The organism is Amycolatopsis sp. NBC_00345 (assembly GCF_036116635.1).
Classification (GTDB): Bacteria; Actinomycetota; Actinomycetes; order Mycobacteriales; family Pseudonocardiaceae; genus Amycolatopsis.
Genome location: NZ_CP107995.1, coordinates 2,122,373 through 2,138,070, shown reverse-complemented (window position 1 = coordinate 2,138,070; position 15,698 = coordinate 2,122,373). Strand labels below are relative to the sequence as shown.

Below are 15,698 nucleotides of genomic sequence, written 5' to 3'. Positions count from 1 at the left end.
ACGACCCGCCCCGGACCGCCCACCACTCCCCCGGAGGACTTTGTGCCCGCCGAAACCCGGTTCCTGCCCGCGGCAGGCGATCTCGCGCTCGCCGATCCGTCCTCTATGGACATCGACGGCCGCTACACCGTCCGGCCCGGCCGGTGCGTGACCGAGCTGACGACGCGGCTGTTCGGGATCCGGTGGCCCCACGCCCGGCTGACCGTGGACCACGCGGTGTTCACCGTGAGCGCCGAGGGCGCCACCCTGGCCGTCGAGCTCGCCACCGCGTCACTCCGGACACCCTTTCCCTTACCGGCCAAGGTGGTGACGGGCCAAGGTGGCCTGTGCGCCGGGGAATCGCCCAGCCTCGGTTTCACCAGCGACGAGGTCCGGATCCAGGACGGCGTGCACATCACCGGCCGCGTGGCCATCGGCGACTCGGCCCGCGACCTCGTCCTCGACGGCGAGCTGCGGCACCCCGAGCGCGGCCACGTCATCCTTTGGCTGCGCGGGACCCTGCCACCACCGCGCCGTCCACTCAGGACGGGAAACCCGATCGTCCGGCTCCTCGCCCGCCGGCCGATCCGCGTCGAGTTCGCCGCGGAGTTCGTCCGATGAACCGTCTCCTCGCCCTGCTCGCCGCTGCCGTCCTCCTCGTCCTCGCCGGCCCCGTCGCGCCGCCCGCGACCGCGGCGACCCAGACCGTGATGATGCAGGACTACGCCTTCACCCCGGCGTCATTGACCGTGCAGGCCGGCGACACCGTCACCTGGATCCAGCACGACACCGCCCCGCACGACGTCGTCACGACCAGCGCGCCCGTCGCGTTCCGCAGCCCGCTGCTGTCACAGGGGCAAAGCTGGAGCTACACCTTCCGGACGGCCGGCACCTACGCCTACTACTGCTCGGTGCACCCCGACATGCGCGCCCAGGCCGTCGTCCAGCCCGCCCCCACGCCCGCCCGGCCGGCTCCGGCCCGGACCACGGCCGCCGCACCCACTTCGAAGCGCACAGCCGCGGCGCCCACCCGCACGGGCGCGGCCGCACCACCGGCGAACGCCGTCTCGACGCCGCCCAGCACCGCCGCTCCGGCCGAGCCTCAGTCCACGGACCAGCCCCAGCCGGCGGTCGCCCAGCAGGCCGCCGCCGCGCCGTCCACCACCCTGAACCCGATGCTGCTCGTCGCCGGCCTCGTCACGGCCGTCGCCATCGGCTGCCTGCTGGCGCTGACCTCCCGCAAAGCCTGACTGTCAGGCGAGGGAGGCGCCGTACGCGGTGAGCACGGGCGGCAGCGGCTGGAAGAAGCTGACCTGGCTGTTCCCGCCGGACAGCACTCCGTAGCCGATGCTGCCGGAGAACAACGGGCCGCCGCTGTCGCCGCTCGCGACGGGTATGTCGGTGGCGATCGTCCCGACTACCTGCTTGCCGCCGCCGTAGTCCACGGTCTGGTTGAGGCCGAGGACCTTCCCGCACGTCATCTTCTTCTTGGTCATGCCGCTGTTGCACACTCGCTGCCCCACCCGCGGGGTGCCCGCGCGCAGGATCCGCTGGGTGCTGCCGTTGTAGAGGTCGACGCGGCCGGGCCCGGAGCCGGAGACGTCCCGGACGCGGCCGTAATCGGTCACCGGGAAGTGGGTGTCCACAGTGGAGCCGATGTCCTTCCAGTCGAGCCCGTGCCCGGTGCAGTGCCCGGCCGTGAGGAGGTACCGGACCCCCTTGACGACGATCGCGAACCCCGCCGAGCAGTAGTACGGCTCGCGGCCTGGTCCCGGTGAGACGGTGTACATCGCGTCACCGCCGTTGACGGCGGATTGCTGCGCCGTCCCGGCCGCGGACGCGACCGGGCAGGCCAGCAAGGTGACCGTGGCCAGGGAAAGCAGCACCCCGACCAGGCTGCGACGTGAGTGGCCAAACATGGACATGTCCTTCCGTTCCGCGTGAGACCGGCCCGACCAGTCCAGCGGCCGCCGGCGGGCGGCACAATGGACATCAGTCTGACGAGTGACCCGGTCACCCCCGGATGGAACTGGCCCCCTGGGGCTGCCGGCGCGACTACTATCGTCAACGACCTCGACCTGTTCGAACGCATCACCCAGCCGCTGAGGAGTACCCGATGTTGCCGGTGATCTACTCGATGAGCGTGTCGCTGGACGGGTTCATCGCGGGCCCGGACGGCGACATCGGCTGGGGCGGCCCGGACGCCGAGCAGTTCGGCTTCCACGTCGAGCAGACCCGTCACCTTGCCGCATACCTGTGCGGGCGCGGCCTGTACCAGGACATGCTGGTCTGGGAGAACGCCGAGCAGACCATGCCCGGCGAGGCGCAGCTGGAGTTCGCCCGGATCTGGCGGCCGATCCCGAAGGTGGTGTTCTCCCGGACGCTGACTTCGGTGGCGGGCAACGCGCGCCTGGCCACCGGCGACCTCGCCACGGAGGCCGGCCGGCTGCGCGACAAGCCGGGCGAGGGCGTGGTGTCCGTCGGCGGAGCGGGCCTGGCCGCGGAGGCCATCACCGAGGACCTGATCGACGAGTACCGCCAGTTCGTCTACCCGGTCGTCCTCGGCGGCGGCACCCCGTACTTCCCGCCGCTGGCCACGCCCCTCGAGCTGCGGCTGATCGAGTCCCGGACCTTCAGCTCCCGGGTCGTTTACCTTCGGTACCAGCGCATCCGCTGAGTTGGCCGGAGGCGGGGCCATCGAGACGATGGTTGCCGCTCAGCTCGGAGAAATGCCGGGGGTCGTCGCTTGGCGACACCGCCGCCATGTCCGTCGCCCATGTCGTTACTTCTTCGGGCGGTCAACGGCCCCAGCCACGTCGATGATGCCGCGCACGATCCGGGCGATACGGCCCGCGGCCTGATCCGGATCCGGCTGTCCCGCGTCGAGCCAGGCGATCACCGCCTCGATGGTGACCGCCGGAACCAGCTGGACCGCCCAGTCCAGCCACGGGCCGGGCGGGATCGTGGCGCCGAGCTCTTTGCGGGTGACCTCGGCGGAGGCGGCTCGGATGCCGTCCACCACGTCGCGGAACTCAGGCTCTCGCACCGCGTGGCGGAACAGCAGCCGGAAACCGTCCGGATCGGCCGCGGCGCTGCGCGTCAGCGCGGGCAGGCTGCCCTCGTCGTAGTCCCCGGATCCCATCGCGGTGCCGAGCCGGGCGCCGGCCCGGTCGAGCACGGCCCGGTACATGTCGTTCTTCGAGTCGAAGTGCCGGTACAGCAGCACACGCGTGATCCCCGCCTCGGCTGCCACGTCGTCCAGGCCGGTGGCGGCGTACCCGCTGCGCGCGAACGCCCGGGTCGCCGCGTCCAGGATCTGCTCGCGCCGTTCGGCGCGGGGCAAACGCCGGACGGCCTCCGGTTCAGTCGCCATCCCACCTCCACTTGTCAACACCAGAGTATACAAGTACCGTTGTTTACATCAGAATATACAACTGCGAGTTCACCAAGGGGTTCATCGTGAGCGCTGCCGCCCAGCTGCCTTTCGAGCAACCGGACCTGCTGGCCGTCGCGCCCCGGCTGCGCGCCTTGCAGGCCCAGGGGCCGATCCACCGGGTCCGCACCGCCGTCGGCGACGAGGCCTGGCTGGTCACCGGCCACGAGCAGGTGCGACGCCTGCTCACCGACGACCGGCTGGGCCGGTCCCACCGCGATCCCGAGAGCGCGGCGCGGGCCGGCGAGTCGGCGTTGTCCGGCGGCCCGCAAGGAGACTTCGACACCGAGCACACCGACCACGCCCGGCTGCGCGCCCTGCTGCAACCGCACTTCTCCGCCAGGCACATGCGGGCGCTCAGGCCACGCATCGACGCACTCACGACGCAGCTACTCGACGACCTGAGCGCCGGCCCGCAGCCCGCCGACCTGCATGCCGCGCTGGCCCTGCCGCTGCCGATCCTGGTGATCTGCGACCTGCTCGGTGTCCCGTACGAGGACCGCGACCAGTTCCGTGCCTGGTCCGAAGCGGCCGCCAACACCCGCGACCGGGCAAGATCCGAACAAGGACTGGGCGAACTGTTCGGCTACGGCCTGCGCCTCGTAGCCGGCAAGCGCACATCCCCGGGCGACGACGTCATCTCCCGGTTGTGCGCGACCGACGGGGTCTCCGACGAGGAGACCGCCATGCTGTCGATGGCGCTGCTGTTCGCCGGCCACGAAACCACCGCGGCCCAGATCGGCATGAGCGCGCTGCTCCTGCTCACGAACTCCGGCCAATGGAACGCGCTGCGCGACAATCCCGAGCTCGTCCCGAACGCGATCGAAGAACTCCTACGAGCGCCGGGGAAAAGCAGCGGCGGAATCCCTCGTTACGCGCGAACGGATCTCGAGGTCGACGGCGTCACGGTCCAAGCGGGCGAGCTCGTGCTGCTCAGCAACGGCGCCGCCAATCAAGATCCCGCCGTCTTCGCCGAACCCGGCCGCCTCGACCTCACCCGCACTGCCTCGGCCCACCTGACCTTCGGGCACGGTGCCCGCTACTGCATCGGCGCGCCGCTGGCCCGGATGGAACTGCAGTCCGTGTTCACCCACCTGATTCCCCGGTTCCCGGCTCTGCGCCTCGCCGTGCCCGTCGAAGACCTGACGATCCGGCGGGACCTCCTCAACGGCGGCCTGACCGCACTCCCCGTGACCTGGTGACCGCCTCGTCGAAGCTCAGAACAGGGTCGCGGGCTCAACCGGCTCCGGCTCGGGCAGTGCGTCGAGACCGGGCACCAGCGCTCGCACGTCGTCGTGGAACCGGCGGGCGAGCGCCGGCGCGTCGTCGTTGTCGGGGGTGTGCAGGAAAACCGTCGGCGACCGGCCCTCCCGCAGCCAGCCGGCGACCACCGCGGTCCACGGCCGCCACCCCTCAACCGTCTCCTCGACCGAGTCCCGGCCCAGATAGCGGACGATCGGACGGTCGGTCAGCGCCCGCGTCCGCCGCGGCAGCCGCGGTTTCTTGGCCCAGGCATCCTGCTCGGCCTCGCTGGCCGGTGGGCTCCGGAAGAAGACTGTGGTGTCGAACGGCACCCACTCGGCCTCCGCGCCGGCGAGCACCCCCTCCAGCAGCGACGTCGAGCCGGCGTCGGTGAAGAACCCGGGGTGACGCACCTCCACGGCGCGCCGGCGGCCGGCCGGGAGCCGGCGCAGGAAGCGGCCGAGGGCCTCGACGTCCGAAGGGCCGAACGAGCCGGGCAACTGGCTCCACAGCACCGCCCGTTCGCCGAGGGGTTCGATCGCGTCCAGGAACGCCCGCATCTCCGTCTCGACACCCACGAACCGGCGCTCGTGCGTGACGACCTTGGGCAGCTTGACCACGAACCGGAAACCGGAGTCCGTCTGTTCCGCCCACGTGGCGACGGTGTCCCGGGCGGGAGTCGCGTAGAAGGTGGTGTTGCCCTCGACCGCGTTGCACCAGCCGGCGTAGGCCCGCAGGCGCTCCTTGGCCGGCAGCGACGGCGGCAGGAACCTCCCGGCCCACGCCTTGTGCGTCCACATCGCGCAGCCGACATGAAGACGTGCCACTCCGTCCGCTCCCCTCGATCCTGAGTGAAATTACTACCCCGGCCACTGTTTCCGCTCATGGCCCCGGGAGCGGCCGCCCTGCTGCGGGCCGAATCGTCCGCACGGTGATGACGATCTTGCCGCGCGCGTGGCCCGTGGCGCTGATGTCGTGCGCTGCGGCGGCCTCCTGCCTTGCCCCACTGGCTCCGCACGGTGTCGAAAGTCGCCGGGCTGGGCAGGACTGCCACTGGCGGCCGGCCTCGCCGGCCAGGGCCGCCTCACCATCCCGCTGCACGCCGTGTTTGTGGTCCGCGCTGGTCAGGTGGGTGTAGGCGGTCCCGATCTGCTCGTCGGTGAACCGTCTCCGCAGGTAGGCCGCTTTCGCTTTGAACATCCCGGATTCGTCGGCCTGGCTCAGTGCCCCGGCTTTCACCGCCGCCAGCCACGGCAGCCGGTGGGGCGGATCGACCGTGGCCGTGCCCGGGACGCCGTCGGTGACCTCCGCGAGGTAGTCGCGCAGCAGCCCGTCGGAATCGGGGCGGGCTCCGTCCACTGTGGCCACCATGGCGAACCCGCCGGGGTCGTCGCCCGGTTTGCGCCCGGTGAGCAGCAGCGGGCTGAAGAGGCTGGCGTAGCGGGAATCGGGCGCGCTGTTGCGCTCGTGCCACTCGCCGTAGTTGCGCAGCAGCCGGTGGAACGACTCCTCGGTGACGTCCTGCCCACGTCCTGGGACGCGCCCTCGCCCGCTTCCAGCTCTCCACGGGCTTCGGCCTCGCCGTCTCCCCGGCGGTCATCACCGCGCTCGCCTCCCACGGCCCGGCCGCCCTCTGGGGCAGCCTCGCCGGCGCGACGCTCCTCTCCGCCTCCGCCGTTGCCACCGAGAAGGACCGCCGGCCCTGATCGCTCGATGTCCTTTGCCTGCCCGGTTGTGGCGTGGCGATCGGGGTCAGGAAGTCCAGCGCCAGTGATCGAGGCCGGGCCAGGTGGTGGTCAGGATGGTGGCGAGGTGGCCTCCGAAGGCGACGGTTCCTTCGAAGGATGCGTAGGCGATCCAGGTGAGCGTGTCGTCGCTCCATACGCCTTCGGCACCGGTGTACCGAGGCGCGACGAGGTCCACGTCGATGAGGTAGTCCTCGCCGTACTCGCGCAACTCGGTCACGCGGCCAGCGCCCGCCGTGCGCAGCGCGGCGCGCACGTGGTCGACGGCCTGGCCGTCCCACATGGACTCCTCCGCCAGCACCAGCACGTCCGGCGGGGTTGGTCCGGCGATCATCGGATGCCACTGTCGGCCGACCAGCCCCCATCGTTGGTTTAGCTGCCGCTGCCGGGCAGCCGATTCGGCCGAGGTGAGCACGCGCCGGTACGGCAGTGGCCGTACCGGCAGATCGTCGCGGGCGGCCCACCCCCGCACGGTCGAGGCGAAGAGACGGCGTTCCTCGGCCATCACCGCCGCGGCCACCTCGTTGGACGCCGGCTCGGTGAACAGCGACTGGGCGGTGGCCGCAGCCTCGACAAGCTGGTCGAGCAGGTCCGGTGGCTCGGGAAGCCGGTCCGGATCGAGCCGCTCGACCCCCGCCAGAATCGCCGCGACCACGTTGTAGCGCGGGAAGATCCGCCACGCCTCGGGACGGTAGTTGTACCCGTCTTCGGCGCGTCCCTGGTTGGGCAGCGCGGCGTAGCGGCCGACCAGCTCGTCGTAGCGCTCCATCAGATGCCGGCGAGCCGCCACATGCAGTGTCACCGAGTCCACATCGGACTCCCGGGTGGTGGCCCGCCACCGGTCACGAGACATCGGATACCGGTCTCAGGCACTGGCGAGCACGATCGTCTCGGTGGCGGGCGACTGGCTGCTGCGGCGGAGCTCGAGCAGGCTGACCCCCGCCGCGACCCGGCGGAACGCGGCGGCGGAACCGCTGTCCGCCAACGTTTCCGCTTCGGCCGCCAGGCACAGCGCGGCGATGCGGATCGCCTTCGCGGTGCCCACGGTGAGTTCGCGTTCGCGGCCGAAGACGGGCACCGCGAGTTCCTCCAGCCGGACCGTGACCTCGCCGAGCCTGCCCGCGGCCGGACCGGCCCCGGCCCGGACAGCTTCGCAGGCGCGCTGGATCTCCGCCGCGAGCGAGCCGGGCGGAACGACGTAGCCGGTGGTGCCGATGTCCGCGGCGGCCACGAAAGCACGCGCGAACGCATCCTGGAACCGGTGCCAGTCCCCGGTTTTCAGGTCCTGGGACTCGTGCAACGCCTGCGCGAGGGCACGAGCCAGTGCCGGTCCGGTGAGCCGGGTGAAATGCCGTTCGAACTCGGCGGACGGTGCCGGGCCGCGCTCGGCGTCGCGGGCCAGGTCGAGGCCGAGCACGATGTCCAGGTCCAGTTCGAGTTCCGGTTCGAGGGCCCGGTCGAGGTCTTTGCCCAGTGCACCGGCCAACCGGCGGGCATACTCGAAATCGCGGGACAGGGACCGGTCGAGGTCGTGCACCAGGTCGCTTTCCTTGTCCGGTCCGCGTTTGCGGGCCGTGTCGAACGGGCGCCCCAGGGAGAGGTCCAGCGCCAGCGTGTTGTTCAGCGTGTGCAGACGGCCGAGATCACGCAGGCGGGCCAGGTCGAGGGCTTCGGCGCGGTCGACCTCCCGGCCGACCGCGCGCGCCAGATCGGAAGCGCGCGCCGTCGCCGAATCGAGCAGCCGGACCAAGGCCGGCTCGCCGGCGTGGGCCAGCTCCGCCGCGCCGGCCAGGCCGCGGACCAGTTCGCCGGTCAGGTCGTGGGCACGGGCATTCGCCACGCCATGATCGAGATTGAACGAGACGGACCGCAGCAGCACGAGCGACCGGATCACCAGCAACCTGGCCAGTGTCGTGGCCGAGCCCTCGAGATCCTGGGTGACGTGCCGGATCAGGTCCCCGGAGGTGATCGTGTGGGGGTGCGGCCCGTCCTCCGCCGTCCACAGCTCCAGCGCCCCCGGCGCGTCCGGCCGCAGCCACACGCTGAGGCTGCCCGACGGCCCGGCGGGCTGACCGAGCGCGTGCCGCACCGCGGGGTCCTTGATCTCGGCGCGGCTGGGCAGCCGGTAGACCTGCCCGCCGCCGGCGATTTCGTTGACCCACTGGATGAATCCGAGCACGTCGGCCGGTCGCACCCCGACCACCGGACCGCCGGCCCCCGGGACGAACGGCCGCGGATCGTCGGGAGGCGCGGTGCCGGTGTCGGCGAGGAAGAGCCAGTAGATGTCACCGGTGATCGGCTGGACGCAGATGCGCGCGGTCCCGGCGGCGGGGGTGAGATTACGCAGATGCCGGTTCACCATCACCCGCGCCATCAGCCTGCGGCGGCGCGGATCGGTGTCGGCGGCGTAACTCGAGTGCAACAGCCCGTCCAGCTGGTCCCGCAGCGCGGGGTCGATCTCGCGGGCGTGCTGCGCGCAGTCGAACGCCAGCGCGAGCGCGATGACGCTGCCGGACTCGAGGCAGGCCCGGATGATCGGGTCGGTGTCCGCGCGGGCGGAGTAGAGCAGCGTGCATTCCCGCCACCACTCGTCGTCGACATTCCCCGGGAGCAGGCCGGACGGTCCCTTGTCCTGGATGTGCACGGCGGCGAGATGTTCCTGGAAAGTGTGGTGGGTGAAGGAATACAGGCCGTTCTCACGTTCGACCAGCAGCCCGCTGGCACCGACGTCGGCCAGGAACGCCTCCGCCGTGAGGTCCTTGGAGACCCGGCGCAGCATCGGTTTGAGCGCGGCGAGCACCCCGGAGCGCGGGAGGTCCCGTATCCGGCGCTCCATCATGGTGAAAGCGAGCTGGCGCAGCAGCAGTTCCTTCTGGTCCCCGCCGAGTTCGATCGGCAGCCGCTTGGCACTGTGCCGCCGCCACAGCATCACTTCGCAGATCTCGCTGTAGAGCTCGGCCCGGCTCCCGGGCAGCGCGCTGCGGTAGTGATGCACGTTGGCGATCATGGTCAGCAGCAACGGGTTCACGGTGAGTTCGCGCAGCGCGGCCGAATTCCTCAGCCGATCGAGCAGATCGTCGGCGGCGGAGACGGCGCGCGACTCCAGCTCGTCGGCGTCCACGCCGGTGGTCTGCTGCTCGATCGACCGGTACCACCCGCGCACGAAGCGCGCGACCTGTTCGTCGGTGAACCGCCGCACCTGGAACACCGTGGCGCCGGTGATCGCGGCGGCCCGGTAGCCGTGCGGGCGGGAGGTGATCACGTAGTCGTTCCCCGGGTACTGGCCGATCTGCCGCTCCACCCAGTCCGAGACCGAGCGGCGGTCGCCGGGGGCCGGCACTTCGTCGAGCCCGTCGAGCAGGACCACGCACGAACCGTCGCGCAGTTTCTGTTCGAACCAGCCGTGCGGCTCGTCCTCCCGATATCGCCCGAGCGTGCCGCGCTGGAGATCCGCCAGCGTCACGGCCGGGGTGGCCAGGATTTCGGCCGCGTGATCGCGCAGGAACAAGAAGATCGGCACCGTGCGCCGCCGCTTCCCCCTGGTGTGGCAGATCCGGCGGGCCGCGTGGCGCAGCAGGGTCGTCTTGCCGCTGCCCGCCGCGCCGACGACCGCCAGCACGTTCGGGGAAGGCCGGTCGAGCCGTTCCCACAGCGACGAGCGCTCGGTCAGTTCGGCCGGCACGTCGGCCAGCGGGTCCGACATCACCTGGTGCGGGCTTCGCGGCACCAGCCAGGGTTCCACGAAGACCTCGTCGAGCTGGGGCGTGTAGGGCCCGATGGTCGCCAGGCCCTTGAGATCGACGAACCGCAGGGTCGCGAGGACGAACTCCCGGTACCGGCGGTCGAAGCGCACCAGTTTGCGCCCGAGGCTCTGGTCGATCCAGTCGATGAATCGCGCCCGCCAGCGTTTGACGAGTTCCGAGGCGACTTCCCGGACGAACGACAGGAGCGCCAGCACACCTTCGTAGACGATCAACAGGATCACGGCGAGGACGAAATGCGCGTGGACCCAGCCGGACCAGAGCCCGGCCGCGGCACCCGGCGGTGCCAGAATCGCCGCCAGCCAGCCAAGCTGCCCGCTCGCCTTGCCCGTCGACATGCCGCGGCCCCTCCCGTGCCCGATATTCCAGGATACCCGCTGCCCCGCCGCCGCAGTGGGGGAATCGGACCGTGGGGAACAATGAGAGCGAGTTGTCACCCGAACTGAGGTATCAGCGCAGGTCAGGCTCTAAACTTTTGAATTTCCCGCGAAATGTACAGCTGCCCGGTCACCTATCCGGCGCAAGATCTGCACGGGCTTCCCGGCTCGCCGAATACAGCAGTTCGTGCGTAATCGAATATCCACTTCTGCCGCATACAGCGCGCGTAAGTGCGCCGAAACGCCACGGCTCAGGCGTCGGGATACGTCGCTGCCCATCCGCGTTCGAGCAAAGCGAAGATCGTGTCGACCGCCTGGGGCGGGTCAGGATGTTGATGGGCCAGGCTGACGGCCTCGAGTGCGAACCGGGCCAGTGCGGCGCAGCCGATGTCGTCCGCGGAGGCGCCGGCCTCGTCGGCGATGGCCTGGGCCAGGGCGGTCTCGTGGCGCAGCCACATGCGGCGGGCGTAGTCGCGCAGGGCCGGGGTGTCTTCGATCATGCGGGTGAAGGCGGCGGTGTGCGGATAGGCGGCGACCGTGGTCGCCCGGTGCCGGATGTGCTCGCGCAGGGCCGGCAGCAGAGGCCGGCCCGGGGCACGGTCGCGCACGGCGGCCACGAGCGCCGCCTCGACGTCCTCGTCGATGTCGAAGACCAGCGACTCCTTGGTCGGGAAGTACTTGAACAGGGTCGTCGCCGACACGTCGGCCGCGTCAGCCACTTCCCTGACCCCCACCTGGTCGTAGCCGCGGTCGAGGAACAGCTCGAGCGCGGCGTCGGCCAGGGCCTGGCGGGTCTGGGCCTTCTTGCGCTCGCGCCGGCCGGTCTGCTCACTCACCCCGCCACCGTACGGACCAAAGGTGAAACAGTCAAAACATTGAACGTTGCATGTTTGTAGTCGTTGTGATTTCCTGCTGGCATGAACTCCCTTCGCAGTCCTCACATCGCGGTCGTCGGCGCCGGTATCGGTGGCCTCGCCTGCGCCCGGACCCTCCAACGGCACGGCCATCGGGTCACCGTGTTCGAGCGCGAGAGCTCTCGTCATGCCCGTTCCCAGGGCGGCATGCTGGACCTGCACGTCGACACCGGCCAAGCCGCGCTGCGCACCGCCGGCCTGTTCGAAGAGTTCCGCGCCTTGGCCCGCCCCGAAGGCCAGGAAATGCGCGGACTCGACCCCATCACCGGCGCGCTGGTCCACCACGAGCAGCCCACCGACGGTGCCACCAACGCGCCCGAGATCGACCGCGGCCAGCTGCGCGACCTGTTCCTGGACTCCCTCACCCCCGGTACCGTCCATTGGGGACACTCGGTGGACGCGGTCACCCCGGGCGAGGGCACCGCCCGCCTGCACTTCGGTGCCGGCACGACCCAGGACTTCGATCTCGTCGTCGGCGCCGACGGAGCCTGGTCGCGGACCCGCCCCGCGCTCTCCGACGCGACCCCCGCCTACACGGGCGACACCATCGTCGAAACCTGGCTCGACGACGCCGACACCCGCCACCCGGCCCTGGCGCGCCTGGTCGGAAACGGCACCCTGGCGGCGAAGTCCGGCCGCGCCATGCTGTCCGCGCAACGCAACAGCGGCGGGCACATCCGCGTGTACGCCGGACTCGACGTCCCCCTCGGCTGGCACGTCACCGCCGGCCTGGACCTCGACGACGCCGCAGCCGTGCGCGGCCACCTCCTCGCGGTGTTCGACGGCTGGCACGACCGCCTGCTCGACCTGATCCGCGAGTCCGACGGCGGCTTCGTCAACCGGCCCCTGCACGTCCTGCCCATCGGACACACCTGGGAGCACGTCCCCGGCATCACCCTCCTCGGCGACGCGGCCCACCTCATGCCCCCGTACGGCATCGGCGCCAACCTCGCGATGCTCGACGGCGCCGACCTCGCCACCGCGATCGCCACCCACCCCGGCCTCGACCACGCCGTCCGCGCCTACGAAGACCTCATGCTGCCCCGCGCCGGAGCGGCCGCCGAAGCCTGCGCCGACCTGGCCGGCATCATCAAGGTGGACTCCGTCATCAACGTGGAAGACGCGCGGAGACACCTCAACGAACGCCTGCTGCGTCCCCAGAACACCCGCTGATCCGCCGCCCCGCGAGGAACGGCGGCGAGCTATTCCCCGATCTCTCGGAAGAAGCCTTGCACATACGGGTCGGCGAGGCCGCGGATCTCGGTCGCGGGGCCGGCAATGGTGATCCGGCCGTCGCGCATGAACACCATGCGGTCGGCGACGCCGGTGGCGGTCAGCAAGGGCACTTCCTGCGTGATGGCGAGTACGGCGGCACCGGTGTCCGCGTACTCGCGCAGGGCGCCCCACACCTCGTGCGCGAGGCCCGCGTCCAAGGAGGCGGTGGGCTCGTCGGCGATGAGCAGATCGGGTGCGGGCAAAAGCGCGGCGGCGAGTGCGGCCCGCTGGATCTGCCCGCCGGAGTGCTGGCCCGGGTACAGATCGAACGCCTCGACCGGATAGCGGGCCGCGGCGCAGGCACGGTCGAGGGTCCATCGCCGGTGACGACGTTCCAGCTCACGCAACTGCGTGCCGACGGTCTCCCCCGCGGTGAAGGCGACGGCTCCCGATTGGGGCGCCAAGCCGACGGTCCGGCCCCGGAGCTGCCGCCAGCTTCGCTCGTCCTGCACGTCCGTGCCGTTGATCCACACGTGCCCGGTGGTCTTCGCCGACGTGGGCAGCCGGCCGCTCAGCGCGGCGGCGGTCATGGACTTGCCACATCCGGATTCGCCTAGGAGAGCGGTAATCCGGCCTTCAGGCACGGCGAGGTTCACCGCGTCGAGGACGGTCTCGCTCCACCGGCCCGTGTCGATATGGACGGTCAGCCCACGCAGTTCAGCAGTCACCATGCCGCCTCCCGAGTTCCCCGTTCAGTCTGCCCGAACGGCCGGGGCCGATCACCGAGCGTGCCCGAGGAGTGCGCGTTTGGCCGTCTCGGCCGGCGGCCTTCCGCTGCGATGCTCGATCAGAGGTGATGACGATGGTCGAGAACGGGTTCGCCGGCCTGGTATCCGGGGCGGAAGGCACCGACTGGCAGCTGACGGTGGAATCGCGGGCCCGCCGGGTGCGCGCCGATCTCGCGGCGTGCGAGGGGATTCCCGGCACGGAGGTCGCCAGGACCGCGGCCCTGTCGTCGCTGGAGGTGGTGGACGCGGCGCTGTACGGTGCGCCGCGGCGGTGGTGGTCGCTGGTGTCGTGGTGGTCGGGCTGGCACATCGAGCGCGCCTGGCGGGCCCTGCACGAGGCCGAGATCGCCGCGATCTCGGCCGACCCGCAGCTGCCCGGCCGGATGCCGGGCCTGCGGGCGCGCATCGACCTCTACCTCCCGGCCGAGGATCCGCGCTGGCAGGCGCTGCACCAGCTGGACCTGTCCGGCACGGTCACGGCCACCGACCGCGCCGTCGTGGTCGACGCGCTCCGGGCGGCGTTCGACGCGTCCGACGACGCGCACGCCGCGGCGCGTTCACTGCGCAACAAGCTCGTGATCGCGACCGCGGCGTTGTTCGTCCTCAACACCGTGCTCGGCGTCCTCGGCATCGTCCGGCCCGGCCTGATTCCGCTGTGCATCCCGGCCGACCACTTCGGACCGTCCACAACGGTCTGCCCGAGCGGCGCGAACGCCCCGAGCGGCTGGGACGTCTGGCTCGCGCAGACCTTCGGCGTGATCGGCGCGGCGCTGTCGGTCGTGGTGCTGATGATCCGGCGGCGCCCCGAGGTGAGCCCGTACGTGCTGACCGGGTACCAGGGGCTGATCAAGGTGCTCTTCGGTGCGACACTGGCCATCGTCGGCCTGCTCGGCTTCAGCGCCGGGCTCGCGCACGGCTTCGTCAACGTCGATTCGCAGGCCGCGCTGCTGCTGTGGTCGGTGCTGCTCGGCTACGCGCAGCAGGTCGGCACCCGCATGCTCGACAAGTACGCCGACCGGATCATGGACGACGTCCGCCCCGTCGCCGAGCAGCCCACCGAACGGCGGCAACCCGGCAGCGCCTGACGCACGCGGTACCCGGTGCCATCGGTGGCCCTGCTCCCTCCGGTGCCCGCAGTCAGTCCAGGTCGATGCCGAACAGCGTGCTCGCGTTGCCGTACGCGATCTTGCGCCGGTCGAGTTCGCTGATCGGCGTGCGCTCGATCCACTCGGCCGCCTCGGCGTTCTCCGAATACGGGTAGTCCACGGAGAACAGGATGTGGTCGGCGCCCACCGTCAGGATCGCGTTGGCCAAGGCCTGGTCGGAAAACGTCCCGCTCGTGGTGATCCAGATGTTGTCCGCCACGTACTCCGGCAACGTCTTGCCCAGCCGCTTGCCGAACGGGTTGTCCTCGAACCGGTGCTGCGTGCGCCACAGCAACGCCGGCAGCCCCTCCCCCAGATGCCCCACCACGAGCTTCGCCGTGGGGAACCGGTCGAAGTGCCCGCCGAGCAGCAACCGCACCACATGCGACGCGGTTTCCGTCCCGAATCCCCAGGTGGCGCCCTTCATCTCCGGGTGCCCCGCGTACATCTCGAGCACCGGCGGCAGTGACGGCCGGGGATGCAGGTACAACGGCACGTCAAGCTCCCCCAGCGCCTCCCAGAACGGGTGGTACCGCGGTTCGTCGAGATAGCTCCCGTGCGCCCCGTCGCCGACGTTGGTGTAGCCGTTGACAAGCACCCCGCGGAACCCCAGGTCGAGCACCGCGCGCCGCAACTCGGCCGCGGCCGCCTCCGGATCCTGCAACGCGACCGCCGCGAAACCCGAGTACCGGTCCGGCCGCCGAGCGACCTGCTCGGCGAGGAAATCGTTCTGGCGGCGGGCTTCGGCCACCGCCTCGGCCGGATCGAGGATGCTCTGGATCCCCGGCGCGGTCAGCGAAAGCACACTGTGCCGCACACCGGCGGCGTCCATGCTGCCCAGCCGGGTCTCACCGAACTCCGGCAGCTTCTCCATCACCGGCCGGTAGAACTCCGGCGTGACGCCGCCCTTGTCGGAGACGTCGGCCAGCAGATCCTCATCGGACAGGACGCGCGCCACCTTGTCCGGGTGTTCGTAGGCCTCTTCGAGCGCGATCTTCGGAAGCCGTGCTGCAGTCACGGGTGCGAGGCTACTGGTTCGGTGACGATCTTGGGAGAACTCCGGTGAGATGGCCTCCGGACCTGAGCGTGCCAGGGGTTT

General features: G+C 70.9%; 15 protein-coding genes. 6 read left to right on the top strand and 9 right to left on the bottom strand.

Translation table 11 applies throughout. From position 1 onward, the window contains the following. The first annotated feature begins 42 nt into the window (after positions 1-42). On the top strand, positions 43-600 hold the full coding sequence (locus tag OG943_RS09490; RefSeq protein ID WP_328609339.1) for a hypothetical protein: 558 nt from the start codon (positions 43-45) through the stop codon (positions 598-600). After that, positions 597-1,229 carry a cupredoxin domain-containing protein gene (locus OG943_RS09485; protein WP_328609338.1) on the top strand — a complete coding sequence of 211 codons (633 nt, stop codon included), beginning with the start codon at positions 597-599 and terminating at the stop codon, positions 1,227-1,229. Before OG943_RS09490 ends, OG943_RS09485 begins: the two co-directional genes overlap by 4 nt. A gap of 3 nt (positions 1,230-1,232) precedes the next feature. Here the strand turns inward: OG943_RS09485 and OG943_RS09480 are convergent, their stop codons facing one another. Continuing rightward, complete coding sequence (locus OG943_RS09480) at positions 1,233-1,898, bottom strand: S1 family peptidase (protein WP_328609337.1); 666 nt, start codon at positions 1,896-1,898, stop codon at positions 1,233-1,235. A 197-nt stretch (positions 1,899-2,095) separates the two neighbouring features. Here OG943_RS09480 and OG943_RS09475 point away from each other — a divergent pair, with 197 nt between their 5' ends. Next, a complete protein-coding gene (locus OG943_RS09475; protein ID WP_328609336.1) occupies positions 2,096-2,656 on the top strand; it encodes a dihydrofolate reductase family protein in 561 nt (186 codons plus the stop codon). 105 nt (positions 2,657-2,761) lie between these two features. On the opposite strand, the gene OG943_RS09470 is transcribed toward OG943_RS09475, so the two are convergent. Next, positions 2,762-3,352: a TetR/AcrR family transcriptional regulator gene (locus tag OG943_RS09470; protein WP_328609335.1), complete on the bottom strand. Its 591-nt coding sequence runs from the start codon at positions 3,350-3,352 to the stop codon at positions 2,762-2,764. An 86-nt stretch (positions 3,353-3,438) separates the two neighbouring features. On the opposite strand from OG943_RS09470, the gene OG943_RS09465 reads away from it, so the two are divergent. Further along, on the top strand, positions 3,439-4,614 hold the full coding sequence (locus OG943_RS09465) for a cytochrome P450 (protein ID WP_328609334.1): 1,176 nt from the start codon (positions 3,439-3,441) through the stop codon (positions 4,612-4,614). A 15-nt stretch (positions 4,615-4,629) separates the two neighbouring features. Here the strand turns inward: OG943_RS09465 and OG943_RS09460 are convergent, their stop codons facing one another. The 5 genes from OG943_RS09460 to OG943_RS09440 form a co-directional block, all read right to left on the bottom strand. Next, positions 4,630-5,454 (bottom strand): DUF72 domain-containing protein, encoded by an 825-nt coding sequence (locus OG943_RS09460; protein ID WP_328612037.1) that lies wholly within the window; start codon positions 5,452-5,454, stop codon positions 4,630-4,632. Positions 5,455-5,536: 82 nt separating this feature from the next. Further along, entirely contained in the window at positions 5,537-6,013 is a 477-nt protein-coding gene (locus tag OG943_RS09455) for a hypothetical protein (protein ID WP_328609333.1), read from the bottom strand. Between the two features lie 393 nt (positions 6,014-6,406). Further along, positions 6,407-7,201: a hypothetical protein gene (locus OG943_RS09450; RefSeq protein ID WP_328609332.1), complete on the bottom strand. Its 795-nt coding sequence runs from the start codon at positions 7,199-7,201 to the stop codon at positions 6,407-6,409. Between the two features lie 63 nt (positions 7,202-7,264). Next, positions 7,265-10,498 (bottom strand): NACHT domain-containing protein, encoded by a 3,234-nt coding sequence (locus tag OG943_RS09445; protein ID WP_328609331.1) that lies wholly within the window; start codon positions 10,496-10,498, stop codon positions 7,265-7,267. Between the two features lie 290 nt (positions 10,499-10,788). After that, entirely contained in the window at positions 10,789-11,373 is a 585-nt protein-coding gene (locus OG943_RS09440; RefSeq protein ID WP_328609330.1) for a TetR/AcrR family transcriptional regulator, read from the bottom strand. An 81-nt stretch (positions 11,374-11,454) separates the two neighbouring features. Here OG943_RS09440 and OG943_RS09435 point away from each other — a divergent pair, with 81 nt between their 5' ends. Next, positions 11,455-12,624 (top strand): FAD-dependent oxidoreductase, encoded by a 1,170-nt coding sequence (locus OG943_RS09435; protein WP_328609329.1) that lies wholly within the window; start codon positions 11,455-11,457, stop codon positions 12,622-12,624. 29 nt (positions 12,625-12,653) lie between these two features. On the opposite strand, the gene OG943_RS09430 is transcribed toward OG943_RS09435, so the two are convergent. Continuing rightward, complete coding sequence (locus OG943_RS09430; protein WP_328609328.1) at positions 12,654-13,397, bottom strand: ATP-binding cassette domain-containing protein; 744 nt, start codon at positions 13,395-13,397, stop codon at positions 12,654-12,656. 131 nt (positions 13,398-13,528) lie between these two features. On the opposite strand from OG943_RS09430, the gene OG943_RS09425 reads away from it, so the two are divergent. Next, positions 13,529-14,539, top strand: coding sequence for a hypothetical protein (locus OG943_RS09425; protein WP_328609327.1), 1,011 nt, complete (start codon positions 13,529-13,531; stop codon positions 14,537-14,539). Between the two features lie 52 nt (positions 14,540-14,591). Here OG943_RS09425 and OG943_RS09420 read toward each other — a convergent pair whose 3' ends face one another. Then, positions 14,592-15,617, bottom strand: a complete 1,026-nt coding sequence (locus tag OG943_RS09420; RefSeq protein WP_328609326.1) for an amidohydrolase family protein — start codon at positions 15,615-15,617, stop codon at positions 14,592-14,594. Positions 15,618-15,698 lie beyond the last annotated feature (81 nt).